General features: G+C 43.1%; 23 protein-coding genes. 22 read left to right on the forward strand and 1 reads right to left on the reverse strand.

Features of this window, described 5'->3' with window-relative positions; translation table 11 throughout:
- The first annotated feature begins 149 nt into the window (after window positions 1-149).
- From Q0081_RS20895 to Q0081_RS20940, 10 genes are all read left to right on the forward strand, one after another.
- A complete protein-coding gene (locus tag Q0081_RS20895) occupies window positions 150-1,547 on the forward strand; it encodes a glycoside hydrolase family 140 protein (protein ID WP_298358045.1) in 1,398 nt (465 codons plus the stop codon).
- On the forward strand, window positions 1,544-1,699 hold the full coding sequence (locus tag Q0081_RS20900; protein ID WP_298358049.1) for a Gfo/Idh/MocA family oxidoreductase: 156 nt from the start codon (window positions 1,544-1,546) through the stop codon (window positions 1,697-1,699). Before Q0081_RS20895 ends, Q0081_RS20900 begins: the two co-directional genes overlap by 4 nt.
- On the forward strand, window positions 1,638-2,174 hold the full coding sequence (locus Q0081_RS20905) for a Gfo/Idh/MocA family protein (RefSeq protein ID WP_298358138.1): 537 nt from the start codon (window positions 1,638-1,640) through the stop codon (window positions 2,172-2,174). Before Q0081_RS20900 ends, Q0081_RS20905 begins: the two co-directional genes overlap by 62 nt.
- A gap of 35 nt (window positions 2,175-2,209) precedes the next feature.
- Window positions 2,210-2,569 carry a hypothetical protein gene (locus Q0081_RS20910; RefSeq protein WP_298358052.1) on the forward strand — a complete coding sequence of 120 codons (360 nt, stop codon included), beginning with the start codon at window positions 2,210-2,212 and terminating at the stop codon, window positions 2,567-2,569.
- On the forward strand, window positions 2,557-4,041 hold the full coding sequence (locus Q0081_RS20915; protein WP_298358055.1) for a sugar ABC transporter ATP-binding protein: 1,485 nt from the start codon (window positions 2,557-2,559) through the stop codon (window positions 4,039-4,041). Before Q0081_RS20910 ends, Q0081_RS20915 begins: the two co-directional genes overlap by 13 nt.
- 104 nt (window positions 4,042-4,145) lie before the next feature.
- Window positions 4,146-5,312: an ABC transporter permease gene (locus Q0081_RS20920; protein WP_298358058.1), complete on the forward strand. Its 1,167-nt coding sequence runs from the start codon at window positions 4,146-4,148 to the stop codon at window positions 5,310-5,312.
- A complete protein-coding gene (locus Q0081_RS20925; protein WP_298358061.1) occupies window positions 5,306-6,172 on the forward strand; it encodes a substrate-binding domain-containing protein in 867 nt (288 codons plus the stop codon). The genes Q0081_RS20920 and Q0081_RS20925 overlap by 7 nt, the downstream gene beginning before the upstream one ends.
- 242 nt (window positions 6,173-6,414) lie before the next feature.
- Window positions 6,415-7,533: a glycoside hydrolase family 26 protein gene (locus Q0081_RS20930; protein ID WP_298358064.1), complete on the forward strand. Its 1,119-nt coding sequence runs from the start codon at window positions 6,415-6,417 to the stop codon at window positions 7,531-7,533.
- A gap of 35 nt (window positions 7,534-7,568) precedes the next feature.
- Window positions 7,569-9,398, forward strand: coding sequence for a sodium:solute symporter family protein (locus tag Q0081_RS20935; protein WP_298358067.1), 1,830 nt, complete (start codon window positions 7,569-7,571; stop codon window positions 9,396-9,398).
- A gap of 61 nt (window positions 9,399-9,459) precedes the next feature.
- The gene (locus Q0081_RS20940; RefSeq protein ID WP_298358069.1) at window positions 9,460-10,650 is read left to right on the forward strand and encodes a glycosidase; all 1,191 of its coding nucleotides are present in this window, start codon (window positions 9,460-9,462) and stop codon (window positions 10,648-10,650) included.
- Between the two features lie 47 nt (window positions 10,651-10,697).
- Here the strand turns inward: Q0081_RS20940 and Q0081_RS20945 are convergent, their stop codons facing one another.
- Entirely contained in the window at window positions 10,698-11,372 is a 675-nt protein-coding gene (locus Q0081_RS20945) for a Uma2 family endonuclease (protein ID WP_310586516.1), read from the reverse strand.
- 54 nt (window positions 11,373-11,426) lie between these two features.
- On the opposite strand from Q0081_RS20945, the gene Q0081_RS20950 reads away from it, so the two are divergent.
- From Q0081_RS20950 to Q0081_RS21005, 12 genes are all read left to right on the forward strand, one after another.
- Window positions 11,427-12,611, forward strand: a complete 1,185-nt coding sequence (locus tag Q0081_RS20950; RefSeq protein WP_298358071.1) for an AGE family epimerase/isomerase — start codon at window positions 11,427-11,429, stop codon at window positions 12,609-12,611.
- 12 nt (window positions 12,612-12,623) lie between these two features.
- A complete protein-coding gene (locus tag Q0081_RS20955) occupies window positions 12,624-13,634 on the forward strand; it encodes a glycoside hydrolase family 5 protein (protein WP_298358073.1) in 1,011 nt (336 codons plus the stop codon).
- Between the two features lie 315 nt (window positions 13,635-13,949).
- Window positions 13,950-14,471, forward strand: coding sequence for an HNH endonuclease (locus tag Q0081_RS20960; RefSeq protein ID WP_298358075.1), 522 nt, complete (start codon window positions 13,950-13,952; stop codon window positions 14,469-14,471).
- A 103-nt stretch (window positions 14,472-14,574) separates the two neighbouring features.
- Window positions 14,575-16,527, forward strand: coding sequence for a sialate O-acetylesterase (locus Q0081_RS20965; RefSeq protein WP_298358078.1), 1,953 nt, complete (start codon window positions 14,575-14,577; stop codon window positions 16,525-16,527).
- A 23-nt stretch (window positions 16,528-16,550) separates the two neighbouring features.
- Window positions 16,551-17,558, forward strand: coding sequence for an L-glyceraldehyde 3-phosphate reductase (gene mgrA, locus Q0081_RS20970; protein ID WP_298358080.1), 1,008 nt, complete (start codon window positions 16,551-16,553; stop codon window positions 17,556-17,558).
- A gap of 113 nt (window positions 17,559-17,671) precedes the next feature.
- The gene (locus tag Q0081_RS20975; RefSeq protein WP_298358145.1) at window positions 17,672-18,772 is read left to right on the forward strand and encodes a glycoside hydrolase family 26 protein; all 1,101 of its coding nucleotides are present in this window, start codon (window positions 17,672-17,674) and stop codon (window positions 18,770-18,772) included.
- 4 nt (window positions 18,773-18,776) lie between these two features.
- Window positions 18,777-19,631 (forward strand): alpha/beta hydrolase, encoded by an 855-nt coding sequence (locus Q0081_RS20980; RefSeq protein ID WP_298358082.1) that lies wholly within the window; start codon window positions 18,777-18,779, stop codon window positions 19,629-19,631.
- 210 nt (window positions 19,632-19,841) lie between these two features.
- A complete protein-coding gene (locus tag Q0081_RS20985) occupies window positions 19,842-20,747 on the forward strand; it encodes a hypothetical protein (protein ID WP_298358084.1) in 906 nt (301 codons plus the stop codon).
- The gene (locus Q0081_RS20990; RefSeq protein ID WP_298358086.1) at window positions 20,740-22,182 is read left to right on the forward strand and encodes a radical SAM protein; all 1,443 of its coding nucleotides are present in this window, start codon (window positions 20,740-20,742) and stop codon (window positions 22,180-22,182) included. The genes Q0081_RS20985 and Q0081_RS20990 overlap by 8 nt, the downstream gene beginning before the upstream one ends.
- A complete protein-coding gene (locus Q0081_RS20995; protein WP_298358088.1) occupies window positions 22,179-23,699 on the forward strand; it encodes a hypothetical protein in 1,521 nt (506 codons plus the stop codon). The genes Q0081_RS20990 and Q0081_RS20995 overlap by 4 nt, the downstream gene beginning before the upstream one ends.
- Window positions 23,696-24,499 carry a bifunctional 2-polyprenyl-6-hydroxyphenol methylase/3-demethylubiquinol 3-O-methyltransferase UbiG gene (locus tag Q0081_RS21000; RefSeq protein ID WP_298358090.1) on the forward strand — a complete coding sequence of 268 codons (804 nt, stop codon included), beginning with the start codon at window positions 23,696-23,698 and terminating at the stop codon, window positions 24,497-24,499. The genes Q0081_RS20995 and Q0081_RS21000 overlap by 4 nt, the downstream gene beginning before the upstream one ends.
- Window positions 24,421-25,845: a B12-binding domain-containing radical SAM protein gene (locus Q0081_RS21005; RefSeq protein WP_298358092.1), complete on the forward strand. Its 1,425-nt coding sequence runs from the start codon at window positions 24,421-24,423 to the stop codon at window positions 25,843-25,845. The genes Q0081_RS21000 and Q0081_RS21005 overlap by 79 nt, the downstream gene beginning before the upstream one ends.
- Window positions 25,846-25,881 lie beyond the last annotated feature (36 nt).

A 25,881-nucleotide genomic window follows, 5' to 3' on the forward strand; every position in this document is an offset into this window, starting at 1 on the left:
GTGCTGTGACAACTTGGGCAAAATAGGTACATAATCTTTGAGTTTAGTCACTCCAAAGTTAGGCATTTGCCCCCGTTGTCTATTTTTTTGTTATAGCATTACTTTGCGCGCACTGCCGTCAATTTAAGTCTTACAAAAATTGAGAAACCATGAAAAAAAACATTTACCCTTATTTGTTGGCACTTGCTATCTGTGGAGGCAGTGCTGTTGGCTTTGCCCAGAACATAGTTTCGAACGGCCCACTAAAAGTTTCAGATAACAAACGGTTTTTGGTGCATGAAAACGGCAAACCCTTCTATTGGTTGGGCGATACGGCTTGGGAATTGTTTCACCGACTGAATCGGGAAGAAGCCGATAAATACCTCAAAAACAGGGCTGAAAAAGGCTTTACCGTCATTCAGGCGGTGGCTTTGGCCGAGCTGGATGGTGTTCGTGACCCCAATCCCTACGGAGAAATTCCATTGGAAAACAACGACCCGACCAAGCCGCGCGAAGCCTATTTCAAACACGTAGATTACATCATTGACCGTGCGGCCGAGTTGGGTTTGTACATTGCGTTGTTGCCTACGTGGGGCGACAAACTATCCAAAGAACGTTGGGGGGAAGGACCAGAGGTTTTCAATGCCGAAAATGCCAAAATCTATGGCAAATGGATTGGCAATCGCTACAAAAACCGAAAAAATATCATTTGGGTCATGATGGGTGACCGCAACCCGCGAAATGAGGCTGACGTAAACACATGGCGAGCTATGGCAACTGGTATAGAAGAAGGTGTTGGAGGTCCCAATAAAGCCCTTATCACCGCTCATCCTCAACCCAATGACATGGCCGACGGCGGTTCGGGTAAATGGTTTCACCAAGACAATTGGTTCGATTTCAATATGTTCCAGACGGGACACTGCCGCGAAAATCCCGTGTATGACCGCATTCAGGTAGCGTATAACCGCATGCCCATTAAGCCGACTATTGACGGAGAACCGATTTACGAAGACCATCCGGTTTGTTTCAACAGCAAAGAACTGGGTCTTTCCAATGCTTATGATTGCCGTATATCTGCTTACTTGGATGTGTTTGCGGGAGCTTTTGGCAATACCTACGGCTGTCATGATGTATGGCAAATGTACGCTCCCGGTCGCAAAAGCATCAATGGAGCAGCCATGCCTTGGTACGATGCTATCAACTTGCCGGCGGCAGGTCAAATGCAATACCTTCGGAAATTGATTGAATCACGCCCGATGCTCGACCGAATTCCCGACCAAAGCGTCGTGACGCAATCGGGAGAAGTTTATGACCGGATTCAGGCGACTCGCGGCAAAGACTACGCTTTTGTGTATAGTGTGAAAGGAAAGGCCTTTACCGTAAATTTAGGAAAAATAGCGGGCGCTAACCTAACCGCTTTTTGGTACGATCCGCGTACCGGCAAGAGCAAAGAAGCGGGAACGTTTGCCAACAAAGGACAACAGGCATTTACGCCGCCTAACTCAGGTTATGGGCAGGATTGGGTATTGGTGTTGGACGATGCCGCCAAGAATTACGCAAAACTATGAGAATTGCCATCGTCGGAACCGGTTTTTGGGCAAGGTACCAGATTCCTGCCTGGCAGGAACTGGAAGGGGTGGAAATTGTAGCCGCCTATAATCGAACGCGGTCAAAAGCGGAAGAAATGGCTCAAAAGTTCCGGATTTCTAAGGTACTATGACAACGTAGAATCCTTACTCCTGAATGAAGAATTGGATTGCATTGACATCATCACGGATGTTGATACGCATCCAATTTTTGTAAAAATGGCGGCTGAAAGTGGTGTGAACGTTATTTGTCAAAAACCGATGGCGGCATCTTTTGCGTTGGCTCAGGAAATGACAAAAGTGTGTCGGAAACAGGGGGTAAAATTCTTTATTCACGAAAATTTTCGTTGGCAGGCTCCTATCCGAGCCCTTAAAAAAGCCATACATTCGGGTGTGATTGGGGAGCCTTTCAAGGCAAGAGTTAGTTTTTGTTCCGGTTTTCCAGTATTTGATAATCAACCTTTTTTGGCTGAATTAGAGCAGTTTATCCTCACGGATATTGGCTCACACGTTTTGGATGTGTGCCGATTTTTATTCGGCGAAGCAGACAATTTACGTTGCATGACTGGAAGAGTCAATCCCACCATCAAAGGCGAAGACGTAGCCTGATGGAAATGTAAAGCGGTCTGCATTGTTTTGCCGAAATGTCGTATGCGTCCATTTTGGAAAAAGAGTCTTTTCCCCAAACCTTGGTTTTGGTAGAAGGCACCAAAGGCTCGCTGCATTTGACCGACGATTTTGTCTTGAAAACCACAACTCGGCAAGGGACTTTTTCGGAAATAATCAAACCCGTTTTGTACGATTGGCTTGACCCTGCGTACGCCGTAGTTCATTCGAGTATTGTGGATTGTAACCGAGACATTCTCAAGGGATTACGGGGGGGAGTTGCTGAAACGACGGGTGATGACAATTTTGAAACGGTAAAATTGGTCTTTGCGGCGTATGAATCTGCCCGAACGGGTAAAGTTATACGCCTAAAAAACCTCAGTGAATGGCTATCTTAACCTTACAAACTATCTCCAAAACCTTCCCCGGCGTAAAAGCCCTTTCGGACGTTTCGTTTGCGTTGGAAGCAGGGGAAGTTCATGCGATTTGTGGTGAAAATGGAGCGGGTAAAAGCACTTTGATGAATATTCTGGCGGGCAATCTGCAACCGGATAGCGGTGGGAAAATTTTCATTGAGAATAAACCCGTGCAAATCAGGAACTTCAATCAGGCACGTGAACTCCGTATCGCCATTGTGTACCAGGAGCGTTCGTTGATTGAAATGCTGAGTATAGCCGAAAATATCTTTGCCAATCGGCACCCGAAAACCAAATGGGGATTGATTGATTATCCGCAACTGTACGCCAACACGCAAGCCTTACTTGAACAACCCAATTTAACTCATTTGAGTCCGAAAACGCGGGTAGAAACGCTATCACCTGCGGAACGGCAAATGGTAGAAATCGCCAAGGCTTTGTCTCAAAACCCTCGAATTTTGATTTTGGATGAACCTACGGCCAGTATCTCCGAACAGGAAATCAATACACTTTTTGCAACGATTCGTGAGCTCAAAAAACAAGGCATTGCGGTGATTTATATCTCGCATCGCATGGCCGAAATCTTTGAAATTGCCGACCGAGTCACGGTGCTGAAAGACGGAAAATACCAAGTTACCCTCTCTATTTCTGAAACCAATTCCGCCCAACTCATCAGATTGATGGTTGGGCGTGACTTGGCTAAAATAGTGCATGAGTCGGCAGCGCAGGCCGAAACGTTGTTGGAAGTTAAAGAGTTGGAAAGTGCTTTATTTCAGGATATTAATTTTCACATTAAAAAAGGCGAGATTGTTGCCTTGGCGGGGCTTGTAGGAGCAGGACGCACCGAAATAGCCCGAGCAATTTTCGGGATTGATGCCAAAACTGGTGGCAGTGTGTGGCTCGACGGACAATTGTGCAGCATTCATCATCCTGCCGATGCCATTGCCTACGGGATAGGTTACGTGCCCGAAGACCGAAAAAATCAGGGGCTTTTTTTGGACATGAGTGTGCAGGAGAATATTGTGGCGGGCAGGTTTTTGGGAAAACAAGCCATTTCAGACCAAGAGAAGCAACAAATTGCGACTCAATTCAAAGAAGACCTTCGTATTCAAACACCTACTGTTTCGCAGAAAGTTAGGTTATTAAGCGGTGGAAATCAGCAAAAGTGCGTATTGGCCCGTTGGTTGCACCTGAATCCGAAACTGCTGATAGTAGACGAACCCACGCACGGAGTAGATGTAGGAGCGAAGTTTGAAATTTACGAACTGTTGAAAAAAATGGCGTTGACCAGCACCAGTATTTTACTGATTTCAAGCGAATTGCCTGAAGTGCTTGCGTTGGCGGACAGAATTCTGGTGGTTTATCACGGAAAAATTGTTGGTGAATTGAGCCGCTCGGAAGCTACCGAAGGGCGGATTTTGGCCTTGGCCTCGGGTGAAGAGAGTGACAAATAGCACACGGATAAAACGGATGTAACAGATTTGAACGGGTCTTTTTATCAGTTCAAATCCGTTACATCTGTTCAATCTGTGTTCAATCAGTAATCAAATAATAGAAAATGAAATACCTGCAAGACCGAATTTTTACCTTATTTGTGCTCATTTTATTGGTGTGTATTGGGGCGTCGATTGCCTTTCCCCAACAGTTTCCCACGTTTGAGAATTTTAGCCAAATCCTGCTCAATGTCTCCATTGAAACCATTGTGGCGGTGGGGATGATGGTGTTGATGATTACGGGGGTTTTTGATCTTTCGGTAGGTTCGGTGGTGGCGTTGTCGGGTGGTTTAGCGACCTATTTGATGATGAACATGGGTATTTCAATGCCGATTGCTGTGTTGGCGGGCTTATTGGCTTCTTTGGCCGTGGGTTGGGTTAATGGGTATTTTATTGCCAAAGTAGGCGTAAATCCGTTGATACAAACGTTGGCAACGATGGGCATGGTACGGGGCTTGGCCTTGATGATTGCTGGGGCCGGTATTCAAGATCTGCCCTATGAATTCATTTATATCGGTCAAAGTAAACTGCTGAAAATCCAGTCGCCCATTTGGTGGATGTTGGCCCTTGTGTTGATTTTCCATGTACTGACAACCCGCACCGTTTTCTTTCGTCGCTTTTATTACATTGGCGGCAACGAAAAAGCGGCCGATTTGTCCGGAATCAGAGTCCGCAAAATGAAGCATTACGCTTTTATTCTTTCCGCATTTTTGGCAGGAATCGCTGGAATTTTAATTGCTTCTCGCTTGGGTTCTGCCATTGCTTCCATTGGGAAAGGCATGGAGTTACGGGTAATTACAGCCGTGATTTTGGGCGGAGCCAGTTTGGCAGGAGGACAAGGCCGAATTGTTGGAGCGTTGCTGGGAACGGTTTTTATGGGCATTATTTCCAACGTCATGGTGCTGTCAAGAGTGTCGGGTTATTGGCAGGAAATTATTTTGGGAGCTATTCTGATTTTGGCTATTTGGTTTGATATTGTGGTACAAAAGCGCAGCCCCCTAACCCGCGCGGCGTCGCAGTGGCGCACCACCCGTCCCAATGGGGGAATAAAAAAAACAATTTCTTTATTGTTCCCCCTTTGGGCGGCAGCCGTTGCTGGGTTAGGGGGCTGGGCATTATCGTCCTGCGAAGGCCCGCCTCGTGATAAAACAGCCGCTAAAATCGGCGTTGTCAATGAGGCTGATTATGCCATGACCGAGGCGCCAACGTCGACGAAGAATACGTCATGGTGACTACGGCGACGAGCTTGCCCTTGTTTGTCACCCACGACCAGGCGGCGTTTAAAGCTTGGGGAAAGGCACGAGGCGTGAAAGTGAGTATTGTGGGGCCTACCGACTGGAGTGTGCCCGCACAAATTGAAGCGATAGAGCAGGTAATTGCCACAAAACCCGCAGGAATGCTCATCAACGGTACCGATTTAGCAATAGCCAATGCCATCAACAAAGCCGTGGAAGCTGGTATTCCGACCGTCGTTTATGATTCAGAGATTCCGAGCAAACGGCATTGCTTTTTGGGGTCGGATTGGTATCAGATGGGTTTGAAACAGGGAGAAGCTATTGGGAAATTGGCCAATGGAAAAAAAGGGAAAGTAGCTTGCGTGGGGATATTGGGTCAGAGCAACCAAGAAGAAGGTTTCAGGGGGTTACAGGAGGCGTTAAAAAAGTATTCCAATCTTCAATTTTTGGGAAAATTTGAAACCCATAATTCAACGGAAGAAACGGCACGCATCACCTCTGATTTGATGAGCAGTTACCAGGATTTGGTTGCCATTGCTGGTTTCACCTCCGAAACAGGCCCGGGAATTGGTTTGGGAATTAAAGAAATGAACCGCGTGGGAAAAGTCATCGGTACCAATGTAGATGCCAGTCCGATATTGCTTAAATTGTTGAAAGAAGGCGTGTTGCAATTTTTAGTGGAGCAAAAACGAGAAACGTTTGTGTGGTACGGGGCGCAATTTTTATTTGATATGGTTCACAATGTCAATGCCTTTCCCAAAAACTACATTCAGGCAGGAAGCCACGCGCTGCCGTATTCGGTCAATACGGGCATTATAGAAATCAATAAAAATAATGTAGATAGCTTCATTAAATAAACTTCGGTTTTTTGACGGAATAATACAATGAATGGGTAAAATAGTATTATAAAACTGCGGAGGCGAATCTGTTACTTTGTAACAAATTACGAAGAGAATAGTACCATTTTTTGGGTACAATTCCTGTATCGTACAACCGAACAGTAGTGTTTTTTTCATCATAGATAGATTGTTATTGCATAGATTAGGGGTGGGTAGCTACCCATCCCTAATTTTTTACAAAACCCAAAAATCAAACCCCTATGCAAAGACCTCTCCTTCTGCTTGTTCTCCTTATGCCTTTTATTCGGGCGTTTTCTCAGATTGACAGGAAAGCCACGAAGGAAACCCAATCCCTCTATACCAATTTAAAACGAATACAAAAACAAGGCGTACTGTTTGGACATCAGGATGGTTTGGCGTATGGACTGAACCGTGATTCAACGCGTTGGATGGGCGAAGAAAATCGTTCGGATGTAAAAACAGTTTCGGGTGAATTTCCCGCCGTCATTGGCTGGGACTTAGGAAGAATGGAGTTTGACAGTTCTCGAAATCTGGACGGAGTACCGTTTGATTTGATGAAAAAACGCATTGTGCAGCACTATCGAAGAGGCGGTATTAACACCATCAGTTGGCATCCGAATAATCCAATTGACCCCTCTAAAACGACGTGGGATAAAGTTGATTCGACCATCAAACGGGTGTTGAATGATAAAAAAAGCCTCAAATCTTACAAAAAATGGCTCGATAAAGCCGCCGTTTTCTTCAAAAGTTTACAAATACCTGACGGCACCTTGGTGCCCATTATTTACCGTCCTTACCATGAACATACTGGCAGTTGGTTTTGGTGGGGTGCTGGGCATTGCAGTCCTGATGAGTACAAAGAGTTTTGGCAAATGACGGTGAAATACCTCCAGAAAAAGAAGAAAGTTCACAACCTGCTCATCGCGTATTCGACCGACCGCTTTACGTCCAAAGAGCATTATTTAGAACGATACCCGGGTAATGAGTGGGTGGATTTGGTCGGTTTTGACCTGTATCATCGCAATGCACCCGCGACCAACGAAGCTTTCAAAGCCGACTTTCAAAGAATGGTTACGACCTTACAGGAAATTGCCACCGAAAACGACAAGCCCTGCGCCGTGACTGAAATGGGATTGGAAAAAGTCTCGGAAGCCAATTGGTGGACCAACATTGTATTGCCCGTGGTGCAGGATACCAAACTATCGTATTTTTTGGTGTGGCGTAACGGTCGCCCGGACCATTATTACGCACCGTTTGAAGGTCAGAAAAGTGCGGCTGACTTTATGAAAATGATTCAATCCGGTAAAGTGTGGTTGGAAAGAAAAACCGCCGACCAACGCTTCTACCAAAACAACTAAACCATATCTGCCATTTCGGAAAAGAGAAGTAATCTATGAAAATACAAGGACTTGATTTTTTAGTTATCGCACTGTATCTGATAGTGATTTCGGCCATCGGAATCATCATGAAAAAACGCGCCCAACGCAGTAAAAACGACTATATGCTGGGCGGAAATACCCTGCCATGGTGGATGTTGGGGATTTCCAATGCGTCGGGCATGTTTGATATTTCGGGCACTATTTGGATGGTGTCCATTATGTTTGTGTATGGCCTGAAAAGTATTTGGTTGGTGTGGCTTTGGCCCGTTTTTAACCAAGTGTTTTTGTTTGTCTATTTAGCAGTATGGCTGCGCCGGTCGGGGGCGTCGACGGGGGCGGAGTGGATGCTTACGCGCTTCGGGACGAAGAAAGATGCCCAAATGGCCCATAAAATCATCATCGCTTTTGCGCTCTTGAGTTGCTTTGGTTTCATGGCGTACGGCTTTATTGGTTTAGGGAAATTTATCGAAATCTTTCTCCCGTTTTCCTCCGTTGCTCCGTATGTACCGTTTCATGTTTCTCCTGAGTTTGTGCCTCATTTTTACGGCATCATCTTTACCCTTTTTGCGGTGTTTTATTCCGTTATGGGCGGAATGTCAAGCATTGTGTGGGCGGATGTGATACAGTACGGACTCATGGCATTGGGCTCGGTGTCCATTGGCATCATTGCTATGAGTGAACTCTCGGGGCAAACGCTCAATGTACCACCCGATTGGTCCAAAATCTTCTTCGGCTGGAACTTGAATTTGGATTGGTCAAACATCATTGCTGACGTAAACCAAAAAATTACGGATGATAAATACAGTCCGTTCGGGATGTTTTTTTCGCTCATGTTGGCCAAGGGGATTTTGGCAAGTATTGCCGGTCCGGCACCCAACTATGACATGCAAAAAATCCTTTCTACCAAGTCGCCCCGTGATGCGGCGCTTATGAGTATGTTTGTCAATATCGTGTTGCTGCCCACGCGCTATTTCATGATCATTGGTTTTACCGTTTTGGGACTTTTGTACTATAATGACCTTAACATCCAAACGGCTTCGGGCGGCGTTGATTTTGAACGTATTTTGCCCGCCGCTATTCTCAAATTTGCTCCTGCGGGTCTGTTAGGGCTGTTTTTGGTTGAATTAATGGCGGCTTTTATGGGGACTTTTGCCGGCACGCTCAACGCCGCCCAAGCCTACATTGTGAACGATATTTACCTCAAATCCATCAAACCCAAAGCAACTAACCGGGAAATCAGTCGGGTTAATTATCTGGTCGGTATTGTGGTCGTCGCGATCAGCATTGTGTTGGGTATTTTTGCCAAAGACGTCAACAGTGTTTTGCAGTGGATTGTGGGAGCTCTCTACGGTGGGTATGTAGCTGCCAACGTACTCAAATGGCATTGGTGGCGCTTCAATGGGTCGGGTTTTTTCTGGGGTATGGCGGCAGGGATTATTTCAGCTATGGTTTTACCGTATGTTTTTCCCGATACGTTGCCCTTGTATTATTTCCCCTTGATTTTAGTGTTATCGGCGGTGGGTTCGGTAGCCGGTTCTTTGCTGACACCACCAACCGATAGAGAAGTGCTGAAGAAATTTTACCGCAATGTTCGCCCGTGGGGATTTTGGGGGCCGATTCATGACGCAGTGCTGAAAGAAGACCCTGCGTTTGAACGAAATAAAAATTTCAGTTGGGATCTATTTAATGTGGTGGTTGGGACCATCGCCCAAACTGCCATTACGTCGTTGCCCGTTTTTGTGGTGCTATTGATGCCCATGCAGGGTTTCATTACCGCGACAATATTGGCCGTTTGTGTTTTCATTTTGTGGAAAACCTGGTACAAAAAACTGCCAAGCGCTTAGCGGAGTGCCAAGTATGGATTGACCTGTTTTTGTTGAAACCTATGACTTATTACCTATCATAATGACTTATTTTAAAAATCGTCTTTCGGCCTTAGAAACGGCTTATAACGAATTGGTTATCCAAAAAAATGCCAAAGAAAAATTAGGGAACGGAATATATGACCGTTACGAAAACCCCGTGTTGACAGCTGCTCATGCCCCTCTGTTTTGGCGGTATGATTTGAATCCGGAAACAAACCCGCATCTGATGGAACGTTTCGGAATCAATGCTGCTTTCAACGCGGGGGCTATCAAGTGGAACGGTAGATATCTATTATCCGTAAGGGTAGAAGGAGTAGATCGCAAATCCTTTTTTGCCATTGCCGAAAGTCCCAACGGTGTTGATAATTTTCGTTTTTGGGATTTTCCCATTACCATGCCCGAGTCAGACGTGCCCGACGGAAACGTGTATGATATGCGATTGGTAGCGCACGAAGACGGTTGGGTTTATGGTCTGTTTTGTACCGAGCGCAAAGACCCCAATGCCAAAAAAGGCGATGAAAGTTCGGCCGTAGCGCAATGTGGGATAGCGCGTACCAAAGATTTGAAAACGTGGGAGCGCTTGCCGGACTTAAAAACGCCTTCGCCGCAACAGCGCAACGTAGTACTTCATCCGGAATTTGTGAACGGAAAATACGCGCTGTATACGCGTCCGCAGGATGGTTTTATTGAAGCAGGAACGGGCGGGGGCATTGGTTTGGGTTTTACGGATTCGATGGAAAATGCGGTGGTAGACAAAGAATTTATTGTGGACGAAAAAAGCTACCACACGGTGTATGAAGTCAAAAACGGACAAGGCCCGGCTCCCCTCAAAACCGACAAAGGCTGGTTACACTTAGCGCACGGAGTACGCAACACGGCGGCTGGACTGCGCTATGTATTGTATATGTTCATGACTGATTTAGAGAATTTAACCAAGGTCATTTATAAACCTGCTGGCTATTTCATTGCGCCCGACGGCTACGAAAGAGTGGGGGATGTTTCTAACGTAACTTTCTCCAACGGCTGGATTTTGGACGACGACGGCACGGTGTTCATCTATTACGCTTCGTCCGATACGCGGATGCACGTAGCCACGAGTACGATTGATAAATTGGTGGATTACTGCATCAATACGCCCGCTGACGGCCTGCGCTCGGCAGCTTCGGTAGAGCGATTGAAAGGGTTGATTGAGAAGAATTTAGCGTATTTGGTGGGCACAAGAAAGCAGTAAAGGCAATGTAGTCAGCAGACTTGGAAAGTCCCCAATACTTTTCAAGTCTATCCTTGCTTGGGTTTCATCAGTTCCTGTAACGTTGTTTTATTGATTTGTTCGTCAAAAACAGCAGCAACGGGAATCTCAAAACCTTCAATCATGAAACTTTTGATGTCTTGACTGATTAAATGCGTTTTGGCAGGCATATATTCGGTATCATTGCCAATTAAAATGAATTGGTCAATGAGTTGGCGATTGGGATCAATAATCCAGTATTCTCGGATTCCGTGGGCAGCGTAATCTTGATGTTTAATTGTGCGATCATTTTTGGCAGTGCTTCTGGACAGGATTTCTACCACAAAATCAGGGGCAGGAAAAATCATTTGGTCATTGGAGAAACCCTTTGTTTTCTCTTTTAACCAAAAACAAATGTCGGGTTCATAATCGTTGCGGGTAAGCTCTATTAATGCCTTCTCGACAGCGATTTCTCCTAAGTCGTTTAAACGTACATAAAATTCTAACAGAAATGTTAAATGGCTGGAAGATGACCAATGCTTACGCTTCACGGGAGAGTGCATAATGACCTCACCATTAATAAATTCCGCTTTTTTGTCTTCATCCAGCCATTCGCGGAAAGCCATGCGTTTTTGGTATTCGGCAGATAAAAAGTAATTTACTTTATCCATCAATAACTTAGCATCGGGCCGTTCCAAAATTTTTTCAACGGTAATATTCATCATTCAACAGGATTTTAAACTCAAATATAACGTATTTTAAGCGTTTTCAAATTCGGAATGCACCTTTTACTTCAGACTTATAAACAGGAAATTCAGAAAGAATTAACCCGAATTCTTTCCTTTTGGGAAACGTATTCCCTCGACTCAATCAACGGTGGTTTTATTGGGAAAATGGACTTCGATGGTACTGTTCACCCCGAAGCAGAGAAAGGTAGCGTACTCAACGCCCGCATTTTATGGGCCTTTTCGGCTGCTTTTAATGCTGATTTCGGTGAATCTCTCGAAATCGCCAATCGAGGTTATCACTACATCAATCAACATTTTCGAGACACGCTTCATGGCGGTGTATATTGGTCGGTGGATGCGCAGGGAAAACCGTTGAGTACCCGCAAACAGATTTATGGCTTGGCCTTTACAATGTATGGTTTGACGGAATATTACCGAGCCACAGACAATCCCGAAGCCTTGGATTTTGCCGTTGAGCTGTTTGAACTGATTGAAAAGCACAGTTTTGATCCTGAACATGGCGGTTATTGGGAGGCATTTACGCAGGATTGGCAACTGCTCCAAGACCTGCGCCTGAGTGAAAAAGACCGCAACGACCCCAAAACGATGAATACGCATCTTCACATCATCGAAGCTTACGTCAATCTGTATCGGGTATGGCCTAATGAACGGGTGGAAGCGCGGATTCGGCATTTATTGGAGGTGTTTGAAAAATACATCATTGACCCCCAAACCAGTCACATGAAGCTGTTTTTTGACGCAAAATGGAATCCTCAGTCGGCCGCCGTTTCCTTTGGGCACTACATTGAAGCGTCGTGGCTGTTGTACGAAGCTGCCGAGGTTTTACACGATGAAACTCTTTTGAGAAAATGGAAATTCATCGCGCTTCGCATGGCGGATGCAGCCGCTGAAGGTTTCAACGAAGACGGAAGTTTAAACCATGAATTTGACCATACCACTCAACATTGGGATACGCACCGCGAATGGTGGGTGACAGCGGAGGGTATGGTTGGGTATTTTAATGCTTTTCAATTGAGTGGGGAAGCGCGTTATCTACGCTATGTAGAACGTCTTTGGGAGTTTGCCAAAATGTACCTTATCAACACCGAAATCGGCGAGTGGAATTGGGGCGTGTACGACGATATGTCACCTATGAAGAACGAAGACCGCATCGGATTTTGGAAATGCCCGTACCACAATGCCCGTGCCTGCATGGAAATTTTGAAAAGAATCTAATGAATGTTCCTAATGTTGAAATTACAAACACACCTATTGTTTCTGACTTTTGGCATTCTCTTCAGTGCAGCCCTTTTTGCCCAAAACACCCTCAAAAAAATTAAGGTAGAGGGAAATAAATTCGTGACCGAAGATGGCAAAGCGGTTGTATTCAGGGGACTTAACGTAGCCGATCCCGATAATCTGCACACCAAAGGACATTGGAGCAAAGCATTTTTTCAGGAAGTCAAAAATTGGGGAGCCAACATTGTCCGTTTCCCCGTTCATCCTGCCGCGTGGCGAAGACGGGGAAAAGAGGATTACTTAGAATTACTGGACGAGGGTGTAAAATGGGCCGCAGAATTGGGAATGTATGTCATCATTGACTGGCATTCCATAGGTAATCTGCGTACTGAAATGTACCAAGCAGACATGTATGATACCACCCAAAAAGAAACCTTCGATTTTTGGCGGAGAATGGCGGAGCATTTTAAGGGCAACACGACTGTGGCTTTTTTTGAATTATTTAATGAACCCACCATAGCCGGTGGAAAGTTGGGGACATGTACGTGGGAGCAATGGAAAGAATTGAATGAAGAGATGATTGGCATCATCCGTACCCACGGCAACGAGGCGATTCCGTTGGTGGCGGGATTCAACTGGGCCTATGATTTGACACCCGTGAAAAACAATCCCATCAATGCGCCTGGCATTGCCTACGTAAGTCACCCCTATCCGATGAAAAACGGCGGAAAGCCTTGGGAGGATAAATGGACGGAAGATTGGGGTTTTGTAGCCTCAAAATATCCACTTTTACTGACCGAAATAGGCTTTTCGGGAGCGGAAGAAGTGGGAGCGCACGTCCCTGTGATCAGCGATGAATCCTACGGCGATACGATTACTAAGTACACTGCCGAGCGCGGTATCAGTTGGGTAGGGTGGGTATTTGATGACCGCTGGGCTCCGCGCATGTTTTCGGATTGGAACTTTACGCCTACCAGACAAGGAAAATACTTTAAGAAAGCGCTTTTAGAATATAAGTGATCAAGTCTTGATGTCAATCAACTCTTTAGGTAGAATAAGGAAAAACTGATACCGAATGACTAATTGGATAATTTCAGCAAACTCTCAAATGTATGATCATACGTCATCTTTTGAACATTTTTCATTCATTGACTGGCGACAAGGGCATGCAAATTTTGAAATTGGAGATATAGTATTTATATATTCGACGAGACCGATAAGTATGGTACAATACATATTGTAGAAAAAATTAATTTATTTTATCCAAATATTAGAGACGATAAAGAGTACTGGAAAGAAAAGAAGGAATACCAAAAATCAATTGATGGAAAGTTTATGAGGCTAAAACTTATAGACCAAATTTACAATCAAAAGTTAAGTTTTGATAACCTGAAAGCGAATGGATTAAATGCCGCACCACAAGGTCCAGTAAAAACTAAACAAAATTTATTAACCTATATAAATTCAAATTTTTCTAACAATTATCAGACAGAAATTTTTCCAGAGATTATAGATGGAGAGATAGTTGAATTTGAAGGTATTAAAAAACAAATACTTGTAAACAAATATGAAAGGAGCTCAATTGCACGAAAAAAATGTATTGAATTTCACGGGCTGAATTGTAAAGTATGTGGACTTAACTTTTCTGAAAAGTATGGTTCTATTGGCAATGAATTTATACATATCCACCATTTGATACCTATTTATAAAATAGGGAAAGAATATAAAGTAGATTACAAGAACGATTTAATTCCTGTTTGCCCTAATTGCCATTCTATGTTACACAGAAAAATTAACGGGACTGAACCCACAATAAATGAACTAAAAGAAATGATTAACAAAAACTATATCAGCTAACATCGCTTTAGTAGTAGAGTGATTGACACAGTGTACCATTGCCATACTTCGCAAGAGTGCACTAATCTAAATCTACAAAAATCTCCTTCTCCTCAATCTGACAATGAAAAAACTATTTATTCTTTGCTTTCTTTTTATTCAAATTCAAAGTTTTGCTCAACTCAAACTTGCCCGTTTATTTTCTGACCACGTGGTGCTACAACGTCAAAAACCGGTTCCCGTCTGGGGTTGGGCTAAGCCAAAAGAAAAGGTAACGGTGACCTTGGCAGGGCAAAAGCAAATTGCAACGGCCGATGCTTCCGGGAAATGGACAGTAAAATTTACGCCCATGGAAGCAGGCGGCCCGCACCAAATGATCGTTATGGCTAAATCCGGCAAATTGGAAGTCAATGATATTTTGATGGGGGAAGTGTGGCTTTGCTCCGGACAATCAAATATGGAATGGCCTGTTCGACAAGCCGATAATTTCAAAGAGGAAAAGAAAAATGCTGATTTTTCGCAAATACGGCACTTTTTTGTCGCACACGATGTCACCATGCAACCACAAACGGACCTAACTTCGGGCGATTGGAAGATTTGTAATGAGGAAAATGTCGGAAACTTTACGGCAGTTGGTTTTTTCTTTGCCCGGGAGTTGTATCAAAAATTGAAGATTCCGGTCGGGCTTCTGCATTCGTCGTGGGGCGGGTCGCAGGTGGAAGGTTGGATTAGTAAAGAAGCTATGTTGACCAATGAAGAATTAAAACCCGTAGCTGAAAATTTACCCAAAACCTGGGAAGAAGCCGACGCCATTCTTGACCTAAAGACAAGAAAGGAATTATTGAAAAGTAAGGGAACTCCGACGTTGGCCGACGAGAAAAAATACACCGAAGCAGGCTATGATTTCTCGAAATGGCTCAATGCCGGCAGTCCGCTGGGGCAATGGGATTGGAAAGGAATTTGGATGTTTCGTGGCAAAGGGTATATGGCGCGTACCGTCGAGATTTCGGAAGAAATGGTCAACCAACCCACAATTTTAGGTTTGGGAATTCAGGACAGTTTCAATGAAATTTATATCAATGGCCAATTAGTGTCGCAGGGAATTGTGGAAGGTACGCGCAAAATCACCTTACCTGCCAATACCTGGAAAAGTGGTAACAATCAATTAGTGGTCAAGTTCGGCAACATGGTGCAGTTTCCATGGTATGGATTGGGCGTCAATGGGTCGCCTGATGATTTGTTTGTGAGCTCCAAAGACAGCAAACTGAGTTTGGCTAACGGCTGGTATCTGATGCCGTCTTTTGCAGAATCTCATACTTATATCCACAGCAGCAATAACGTAGGAACCACGATTTATAACGGCATGATTGCCCCGTTGGCACCCTTTGCTATTCGCGGCTCCCTGTGGTATCAAGGCGAGTCAAACGCAGGGCGGGCGTATCAGTATCGTCAAACGTTCCCGTTGATGATCAATGATTGGCGGCAACGTTGGGGCGATGAATTTTCCTTTTATTTTGTCCAATTGGCCAATTATGGCGGGTATCAAAACAGCAACCAAGGCAGTAATTGGGCCGAACTTCGTGAAGCGCAAACCATGACGTTGAGTCTTCCCAAAACGGGGATGGCCGTCATTACCGACATCGGAAATCCCAAAGATATTCACCCCACCAACAAACAGGACGTGGGGCATCGTTTGGCATTGAATGCTCTTAAATTTGATTTCGAGCAGGAAGTGTTGCATTCGGGACCTATGTACAAATCAGTTGAATTTGAGGAAGATAGAGCCATGATTACGTTTGATTTTGCAGGGGAAGGATTGATGGCACAAGATAAATTTGGCTACGTTAAAGGGTTTGAAATTGCGGGCGAGGACAAAGTGTTTTACTACGCCAAGGCCGAAATTATTGGGTACAAAGTAGAAGTGTATCACCCGAAAGGTCAAAAACCCGTGGCAGTGCGCTACGCATGGGCCGACTCTCCCGATGATGCCAATTTATTCAACAGCGACGGACTTCCAGCCAGCCCTTTTCGCACCGATGATTGGAAAGGAAAAACGGTTGGGCAAAAGTTTGAGTAAAATTATTAACCGCATAAAAATCTATGACTTACGTACCCCATCACGCTCGCTATGAGCGCATGACCTACCGCCGTTGCGGCAAAAGTGGACTCAAATTGCCCGCGATTTCGCTGGGCTTATGGCATAATTTCGGAGGTGTCGATGTGTTTGAAAACTACCGCGCTATCCTTCGTACCGCTTTTGACGCGGGCATTACCCATTTCGATTTAGCCAACAACTACGGTCCGCCGCCGGGCTCAGCTGAAGAAAATTTGGGACTATTGCTCAAAAAAGACTTCGCGGCGTATCGCGACGAACTCATTATTTCCTCCAAAGCGGGTTATCTGATGTGGCCTGGGCCGTATGGTGAATGGGGCTCGCGGAAATACGTCATGGCAAGCTGCGACCAAAGTCTCAAACGCATGGGCTTGGATTACGTGGATATTTTTTATTCGCACCGACCTGACCCTAACACACCATTGGAAGAAACAATGGGTGCTTTGGACAGCATTGTACGTCAAGGGAAGGCGCTGTACGTGGGTATTTCAAACTATTCAGCCGAAGATTCGGCCAAAGCCATTCAGATTTTAAAGGAATTGGGAACGCCATGTCTCATTCATCAACCCAAATATTCGATGTTTGAACGGTGGGTAGAAGGCGGTCTGATGGATGTGTTGGGAGAAACGGGCGTTGGATGTATTCCTTTTTCACCGTTGGCGCAAGGCCTTCTGACCGATAAATACCTGAAAGGAATCCCGAGTGACTCACGGGCGGCCAAAGAACACGGCTTTCTGAAAACGAGCCAAATTACCCCTGAAACGCTTCAAAAAATCGAAAAACTCAATGCGTTGGCCGTCGAACGCGGACAGACATTGGCTCAAATGGCGTTGGCGTGGTTGCTGAAAGATGAGCGTGTTACGTCCGTACTGATTGGAGCAAGCCGGGTTTCTCAATTACATGATTCATTGAAATGCCTTGATAATCAATTTTTCAGTCTGGAAGAGCTCTCGAAAATTGAGGAGATTTTGAACATGAATAGCCCCATGCTTTAGGGTAAAATGAATAGTGGGGTAAAATGAATAGCCCCATGCTTTAGCGTGGGGTAGGGGTAGAAAATAAATAGTGTAAGAGGATGACTAAAAAGGATGTGTTTTTATACCTGTTTATGTGGTTACTTGCGAATGCGGGCAGTGCCCAAATTGACAAAAACGCTACCAAAGAAACCAAAGCATTGTATCGTTTCCTGAAAAAAACGTCAAAAAAGCACATTCTTTTCGGTCACCAACACGCCACCGAATACGGCCACGGTTGGGCAGGTGAAAAGGATCGCTCGGATGTGAAATCAGTAACCGGTTCGCACCCCGCCGTAATTGGCGTAGATTTCAGCGGTTTTTCGGGCAGACCCAAAGCGGTGATTGACCAAACGGTTGCGGCATTGAAAAAGAATGTAGTGGACACCTACAACCGAGGAGGCATCACGACGGTGGCGTGGCATTTTTCCAATCCTGCTTCCAAAGGAGGATTTTATTGGATAGATACGGTATCAGCACCTGCCATTTCCCTGATAAAACCGGGAGGCTCGCATCACGAAAAGTACAAAGAGATTTTACGTACGGTCGGCGATTTTGCAAAGTCTGTACAGGGAAATGACGGCACGTTGGCTCCGATGATTTTTCGTCCTTTTCACGAGTTTGACGGCGGTTGGTTCTGGTGGGGAAAACCGCATTGCAGTCGCGAAGATTTTATCGCTGTTTGGCAGTTTACGGTTTTGTATTTGCGCGACAGTCTGGGTGTTCATAATTTCATTTATACCTTTTCTCCCGACAATAAATTTACAACCGAAGAAGAGTTTTTGGAGCGCTACCCGGGCGATGAGTGGGTAGACATGGTGGGAATGGACAACTACGGAGATTTTGGCAGAGATGGGAAATACAATGTAGAAGCGGGTATTAAAAAACTGAAAATTGTGTCGGATTACGCCCAAAAAGCCAACAAATTAGCGGCCTTTACCGAAACGGGATTGGAATCCATTCCCAACTCGACTTGGTGGACCGAAACGCTTTTGAAAGCCCTCAAAGCCGAAAAAATGAGACTGTCGTATGTATTGGTGTGGCGCAATGACATTCGCAGTCCCACGCATTACTATGCGCCCTTTCCTGGCCATACGAGCGTGCCTGATTTCCTGAGTTTTTACAATGACCCTTATACTTTGTTTGAAAAAGAGTTGAAGAACGTATACAAAAAACGATTCTTAGGCATCTTCTGAATCCATGAAAAAACTCATTCTCTCGTTATTTTTGGCACCTTTTGCTGCCTTGGCGCAACAAACTCCTGCCGTGATTCCACTATGGGAAAAAGGCGCGCCCGGTTTTGAAAACCGCAGAAATGAACCCGAACAGGCCAAAGATTGGTGGGTGAAAAACATTCATAATCCGTCGATAACGGTCTATTTGCCCCCTAAAGACAAAGCCAACGGGACGGCGGTCATCGTTTGTCCGGGCGGCGGGCATAATCAATTGGTGATAACGTCGGAAGGGAAAGACGCAGCTGAATACCTGAACAGCATTGGAGTAACGGCATTTGTGCTCAAATATCGTTTGACGCGGGAACCTAATTCGCCTTATAAGTTAGAAACGCACGTTCGGGAAGATGCGCACCGAGCCATTCGTTTGGTGCGAAACCGCGCTTCCGAATGGGGTATAGATACCAGTCGCGTTGGGATGTTGGGCTTTTCAGCCGGTGGAGAAACGGTGGCGTTGGTTGCTTACGTTAGCGGAAAAGGCGCCCCTACAGCCCCTGATGCCATTGACCGATTGAGCGGAAAACCCAGTTTTCAGATGTTGATCTATCCCGGACCATTGTATATTCCGGGTACGGTGCCAAGCGATGCACCACCTGCGTTTGCTTTAGTCGCTAACGAAGATCCCTGCTGTGCAGGTCCGGTCGTGGATTTGTTACGCAAATACCGGGAAGCGAAGGTGCCCATTGAAGTGCATATTTATGCGAAAGGAAATCACGGATTTAATATGGGCAAGCGTACCCCCCTCAAAACCCTGCAAACGTGGCCGCAGCGAATGGCTGATTGGATGTTGGATGCGGGATACTTGGAAAACAAGTCAAAATAATAAAAGAGATAATTTCTCGAACTTCGGCGAGGCTCCAAGCCTCGCCGAAGTTGCTTTTCGCAAAGCCACAATGAAATTACTCGCCGATATTTTTTTTATAAGTTTTTAAGGCCATTTTTATGATTAAAAAATACAGCGTACGCAACCGATATGGATAATTAGCCGTACATACTGTTTTTAATAGATGGTTCCTCTATACCTTAAAACTTCATGAACAACTATTGCGATGAGATACTCAAAGTGTTGATCTATTATGAAATGTTTCAGTATCCACTTACCAAAAACGAATTGTTTGAGAGAAGCAAATTGAGCAGAGAAGAAATAGAAAGCGGTGTAGAAGAATTGCTGACTGCCAAAAAAATTTTCCGGTTTGGTGCATTTTATAGTTTACAGAATAACCCTTCCATTGAAGAGCATCGTATAAAAAGAAATCAATTAGCGCAGAAGTCTATCCCTAAAGCCCGATTTATTGCTAAAATCGTGGCCAATTTCCCGTATATCAGAGGGCTGTTTTTGTCGGGGTCTATTTCCAAAGACTGCATGGACGAAAACAGCGATATAGATTTTTTCATCGTTGCGGCCCCAAATCGCCTATGGATTGCGCGTTTGGCCTGCATAGTATTCAAAAAGATTTTTTTGCTGAACAGCACCAAGTTTTTTTGTTTCAACTACATCATTGACAGCGAGCATTTGAAATTTGAAGACCACAGCCTTTTTATCGCAACTGAAATTTCAACTTTAATTCCTGTCTACGGGGAAGAATACTATACCGCAATCCTCGATAAAAATGGTTGGATAACCGATTTTTCCCCAAACTTTCCTAAGAGAAAAATGATAGAAAAGGCTAAAAGTCAGCCATTTATTCAAAGGATGGCTGAAAGCTTTTTTAATAATTCATTTGGAGATTGGTTGGACAATTGGTTGTTGAATAAAACGGTTGAAATCAATAAAAAGAGGCATGACCCGAAGCTTTTTAATAATCCGAAGTATTACCTTAACTTTCAAAAACACGTAGCCAAATCTCACACCACTGACAATTATCCAACTATTTTGAAAGTGTATAGAGAAAGAATTCAGGAATACACCCAAAAATGCACGGCCGGACAAAATGCCTGATTCAAAAAAAATACTGTTTACGCATTCTTACTTTTACCGACTTGACCCCAAGCAGTGGAAGGCTCAACAGCCGTATCCCCCCTACAACACGATTTTGGCGGCGAGTATGATGGAGAAAGAAGGGTTTGAGGTCGCCTTGTTTGACAGTAACCTTAAGCGCAGCCCGCTTGAAATTGAGCCTTATTTGCAAAAAGAGCAGCCCACTTACTTGGTGATTTATGATGATTCGTTCAATTATCTCTCAAAAATGTGCCTGACCGCGATGCGATATGCCTGTTTTGAGATGATTCAATTGGGAAAACAATACGGTTGTGTCGTGATTGTCAGCAGTTCGGACGCAACCGATCATTTTGACAAATACTTAGATGCCGGTGCTGATTTTGTACTGTTGGGCGAAGCAGAACTGACGCTCAAAGAATTGATAAAAAGCAGTGAGCAAAAGCTGTCATTTGAGACGATTGACGGGATGGTTTTTCGGGTAAATGACGAAACCGTTAAAACCAAGAAACGAACGATTTTAACGAGCCTTGATTTGCTGCCCATGCCGGCGTGGGATTTGGTTAAAATTGGTGATTATCAACAAATTTGGCAAAAAAGGCATGGGTATTTTTCGTTGAATATTGCCACTACTCGAGGGTGTCCCTACAAGTGCAATTGGTGCGCAAAGCCCATTTATGGTAATCGTTACAATAGCCGATCGCCTCAAAAAGTAGCCGACGAAATTGCGTTTTTAATGAAAACCTATCAAGTCAATCATTTTTGGATTTGTGATGATATTTTTGGGCTGAAACCAGGTTGGGTGAAGCAATTTAAGGCAAGTTTGGAGGAGAAAAAGGTGAAACCCAAATTGAAGATTCAGTCTCGGGCAGACTTGTTGTTGAAAGAAGATACGATTCAGGATTTGGTGGAGGTGGGACTGGACGAAGTTTGGATGGGGGCGGAAAGCGGTTCCCAAAAAATCTTGGATGCCATGGATAAAGGAATCACGACGCTGGAAATTGAGAAATCAACCCAATTACTGAAGCAAAAAGGGGTAAAAGTGGCTTTTTTTCTGCAATACGGGTATCTTGGTGAGCATTGGGAAGATATTGAGAAAACACTTTCGATGGTCAAACAACTCTTGCCTAGTGACTTGGGAATTTCGGTATCGTATCCTTTACCGGGTACTGGATTTCACGAAAAAGTAAAGGCAGAGTTGCAAACCAAGCAAAATTGGGAACATTCAAATGACTTGGCGATGATGTACCAAGCGACGTTCTCGCCCGAGTTTTATCGGCAGTTACATCAGCATACACACCGGGTTTATCAGAAAGAAAAACTTTTAAAAAACTTTCAGAATCTCTCCACAAAGTCACTGATAAAATTGTCGTATTTATGGTTTAGAGAGAAAATTAGTTACCGAAAACTAATAGGATTACGAAGTGAGGCATTATGAAAAAAAGCACTTTAACACTACTTACTGTAAGCTATTTATTGCTACCCAATCTTATCTTTTTGGGTGGTTGGATAAAACCATATTGGGCTATTCCAGCGGTTGGGGTGTTATTGTTTTGTTTTTGGAAGACATTTATCATAAAAGTAATAGCGACTGATTCTGAAAGAATAGTAATCAAACACGGATTGATTTTGTTGCTATTAGCAGTGTTTTTTACTTTCATTTCGGGTATTGGCGAATATATGCCACAACATGGCGATATGTATGCTCACAATTTACTTTTCTATGATTTGATTACACAGAACTGGGCGGTTACTTATCAAAATCAAGTGTTTAAGAATCCATATTTGTGTTATTACATTGCCTATTATTTACCTACGGCCTTTTTTGCAAAAAGCTTAGGTATCGAATATGCCAATGAAGTTTCATTTGTTTGGGGCTTATTGGGTATGTTTTTAATTTTTTCTTGGCTCTATTGGCTGGGTGGAAAATACAAATGGTGGGTTTGTGCTGGTTTTGTGTTTTTGGGGGGGCTTTATTTTTTAACTCATTTTACACAAGTTCAAGATACTTTTCTAAATGTTTTTCGCAGCGTTCCTATAAAAAGCCACATTGCAATTACTGACGTCTCCACGGGTATTTTTTCAAATGGGATCTCCGATACTCGAATTACCTATTCTTCCCAAATTATTCAATTAATGGCTGCACCTTCACAAGCCATAGGAGGTTGGCTGGCAACAGTTTTGCTATTGTATTGGGCAAAAACCAAGCAATTTAAAGGGTTTTTCTTCGTTGGGGCTTGCACCTTGTTATGGTCACCTTTTGTATTTATAGGTTTACTTCCCCTGGGTATTTATGTATTGTTTCAGTCAAAATTTGCAATTTTTCGCTCTTCGATTGAGTTTTTGGGTATTATTATACTTTTATTTTTTGTAGGCTTTTATTTTCAGGGGCATCTGCAACACGGCTTTAATGGCTGGATTTTTGAAGCGCTTATTACCCCAAAAGATATAGCTAAATATCTTTACTTTGAGCTATGCCAAGTTGGATTTTATGCACTTATTGTCTATTGGTTAAATAGTGAATATAAGCTTTTAGCTGAATGGAAATCGCTGTTTTATCTATCCGTTTTTACCTATTTGGTATTGAGTTTTTATCATTTTGGTTCCGTAAATGATTGGGTTATACGCACAGCTATTCCAGCAAATGCCATTGTGAATGTGGTTTTGTTGATAATACTTGGAAAACTCGTTGAAAAACGAATCTTCAATTTCAAATCAGCCATTTTTATCTTATTTATTGCCATGGGAATGTATGCCACAACCATCACATTGGCACATTTTGTACAGGTTTTTGGTAAAGAAGATTCTTACAGGAAATTTCGTTCTATATTAAATGCAACTCAAGATAGAAAAATTAAAAATCTCGGGGATAATCAAGGAGGGGAATATCCACTAAATGTAGAGTTCTGGCTGGGAGAAAAAAAATCTTTTTTCGGAAAATATTTAATGAAGTGAAAGCTGCTTTTGACCATATTGCCCAACATTATGATGGTGATTTTACGAATACCCTTGTAGGTAAGTCTCAACGGAAATTAGTTTGGCAGCATCTTGAAAAATTAGTAAACTCTGAGAAAAACCTAAAGATTTTAGAGCTTAATTGTGGTACGGGAGAAGACGCGATTTGGTTAGCCCAAAAAGGACATGACGTTTGGGCAACTGATATTTCAGAGGAAATGATTATTTGTGTCAACAACAAGGCTAATCAGTATGATTTAGCGGGTAGCGTAAATACTAAAGCATCTAATATTCAGGAGATTAGTGAAGTTTTTAAAGGGAAAGAGTTTGACTTGGTTTTCTCAAATTTTGGTGGCTTAAATTGCTTGTTACCCGAAGAAATAGCCCATTTTTTTCAAGTACAACTACCTAATTTGCTAAAACCTAACGGCCGATTTGTAGGCGTAATTATGCCTCAATTTTCATTGTTTGAAAGCACTTATTTCTTTTTGAGTTTACAGTGGAGAAAAATTTTTAGAAGGTTATCAAGAAAAGGAATTGAAGCTAAATTGAATGAAAATATCTCTGTCATAACTTGGTATTATTCAACAAAAAAGGTTCAAAAATATTTATCAAACAATTTACAAATTATACACCAACAACCCATTGGATTCTTCTTACCCCCTTCCTATTTGAATTCTTCTCTTGAGAAAAGACTAAAGTGGTTTAAACAAATGGAAGAATGGGAACAATGGGCCATAGATATGCCTTTTTTAGCCAATTTTTCCGACCATTATTTGATAGAAATTATAAGAAAATGATACTATTGACCCATGCCTATTTTTTGGCAGACGACGCTAAAGAACAACAAATTATGAAGCCCTATCCTCCGTTGGGTATTCTGTATTTGTCTGGCTATCTCAAAGAAAACAACATTATCCATGAGGTTTTTGACACCACTTTTTCTACAAAAAACGAATTTTATAATAATCTTTTACAAAAAAAGCCTTCTTACTTAGCTGTTTATATTAACTTGATGACGAAGTTGAACGTTTTGGAAATGATTCAATTTGTCAAGAATAGTCCTGAATTAAGTGAGACAAAAATTATTTTAGGAGGACCTGATGTTCGATACAATACCGATAATTTACTGAATTACGGGGCGGATTTTTTGGTAATAGGAGAAGGTGAAGAAACATTTTTAGAAATTGTTAAAAATGAATCTGATTTTCAATCTATTGATGGTTTGGCTTATAAAGATAAGTCAGGTAAAGTATGTGTCAATAAAGAACGAACCTTACGTAAAAACTTAGAACATTTACCGTTTCCTAATCGAAAATCTATTGATTTAAACCTCTATTTAAATGCTTGGAAAAAGTATCATAGCGAAAGCTCAATGACAATTTCGACCATGCGGGGCTGCCCCTATACTTGTCATTGGTGTAGCCGTGGAGTATATGGATTAAGTTATAGAAGAAATTCGCCCCAAAAAGTAGTCGAAGAAATTATGTGGATTCAGACTAATTATGAAGTGGATAATTTTTGGTTTGTGGACGATGTTTTTACAATCAGTCATCGTTGGCTTGAAAATTTTGGAGAAGAGTTAGAAAAAAATCAAGTAAAAATCCGATTTGAGTGCATCACTCGTGCCGACCGTCTAAACGAAAATGTTATACTTTTACTTAAAAAAATAGGTTGTTTTCGAGTTTGGATTGGAGCGGAAAGCGGTTCTCAAAAAATAATTGACTTGATGGATAGACGTGTTAAAGTGGAACAGGTACAAGAAATGATTCAACTGTCTCAAAAATCAGGAATTGAAGCAGGTACGTTTATCATGCTGGGATACCCTGATGAAACAGAAAAAGATATTCATCAAACACTGGCACATTTAAAAAAGGCAAACCCATCTCAGTTCACTATTACGCTTACTTATCCTATAAAAGGTACAGAACTGTACGAAGAAGTAGAGACTTTCAGTACTGCCAACGAACTTGATTGGGCAAAAACTACTGACCGTGATGTAGATTTTAAAAGAACATATTCTCGCAAATATTACGGCTATGCTATTCAATGGATTGTAAGTGAAATGGCTTTTTTTCAACAACAAAAATGGCAATTTAAAGTAAAATCTATAAAAGCACGTATTGGAATGGCTTTAAATAAGTAGAGTCCAGATAGACTCTAATAGGTGTTTTATTCAAGA

This window comes from Runella sp. (assembly GCF_027484545.1).
Classification (GTDB): Bacteria; Bacteroidota; Bacteroidia; order Cytophagales; family Spirosomataceae; genus Runella.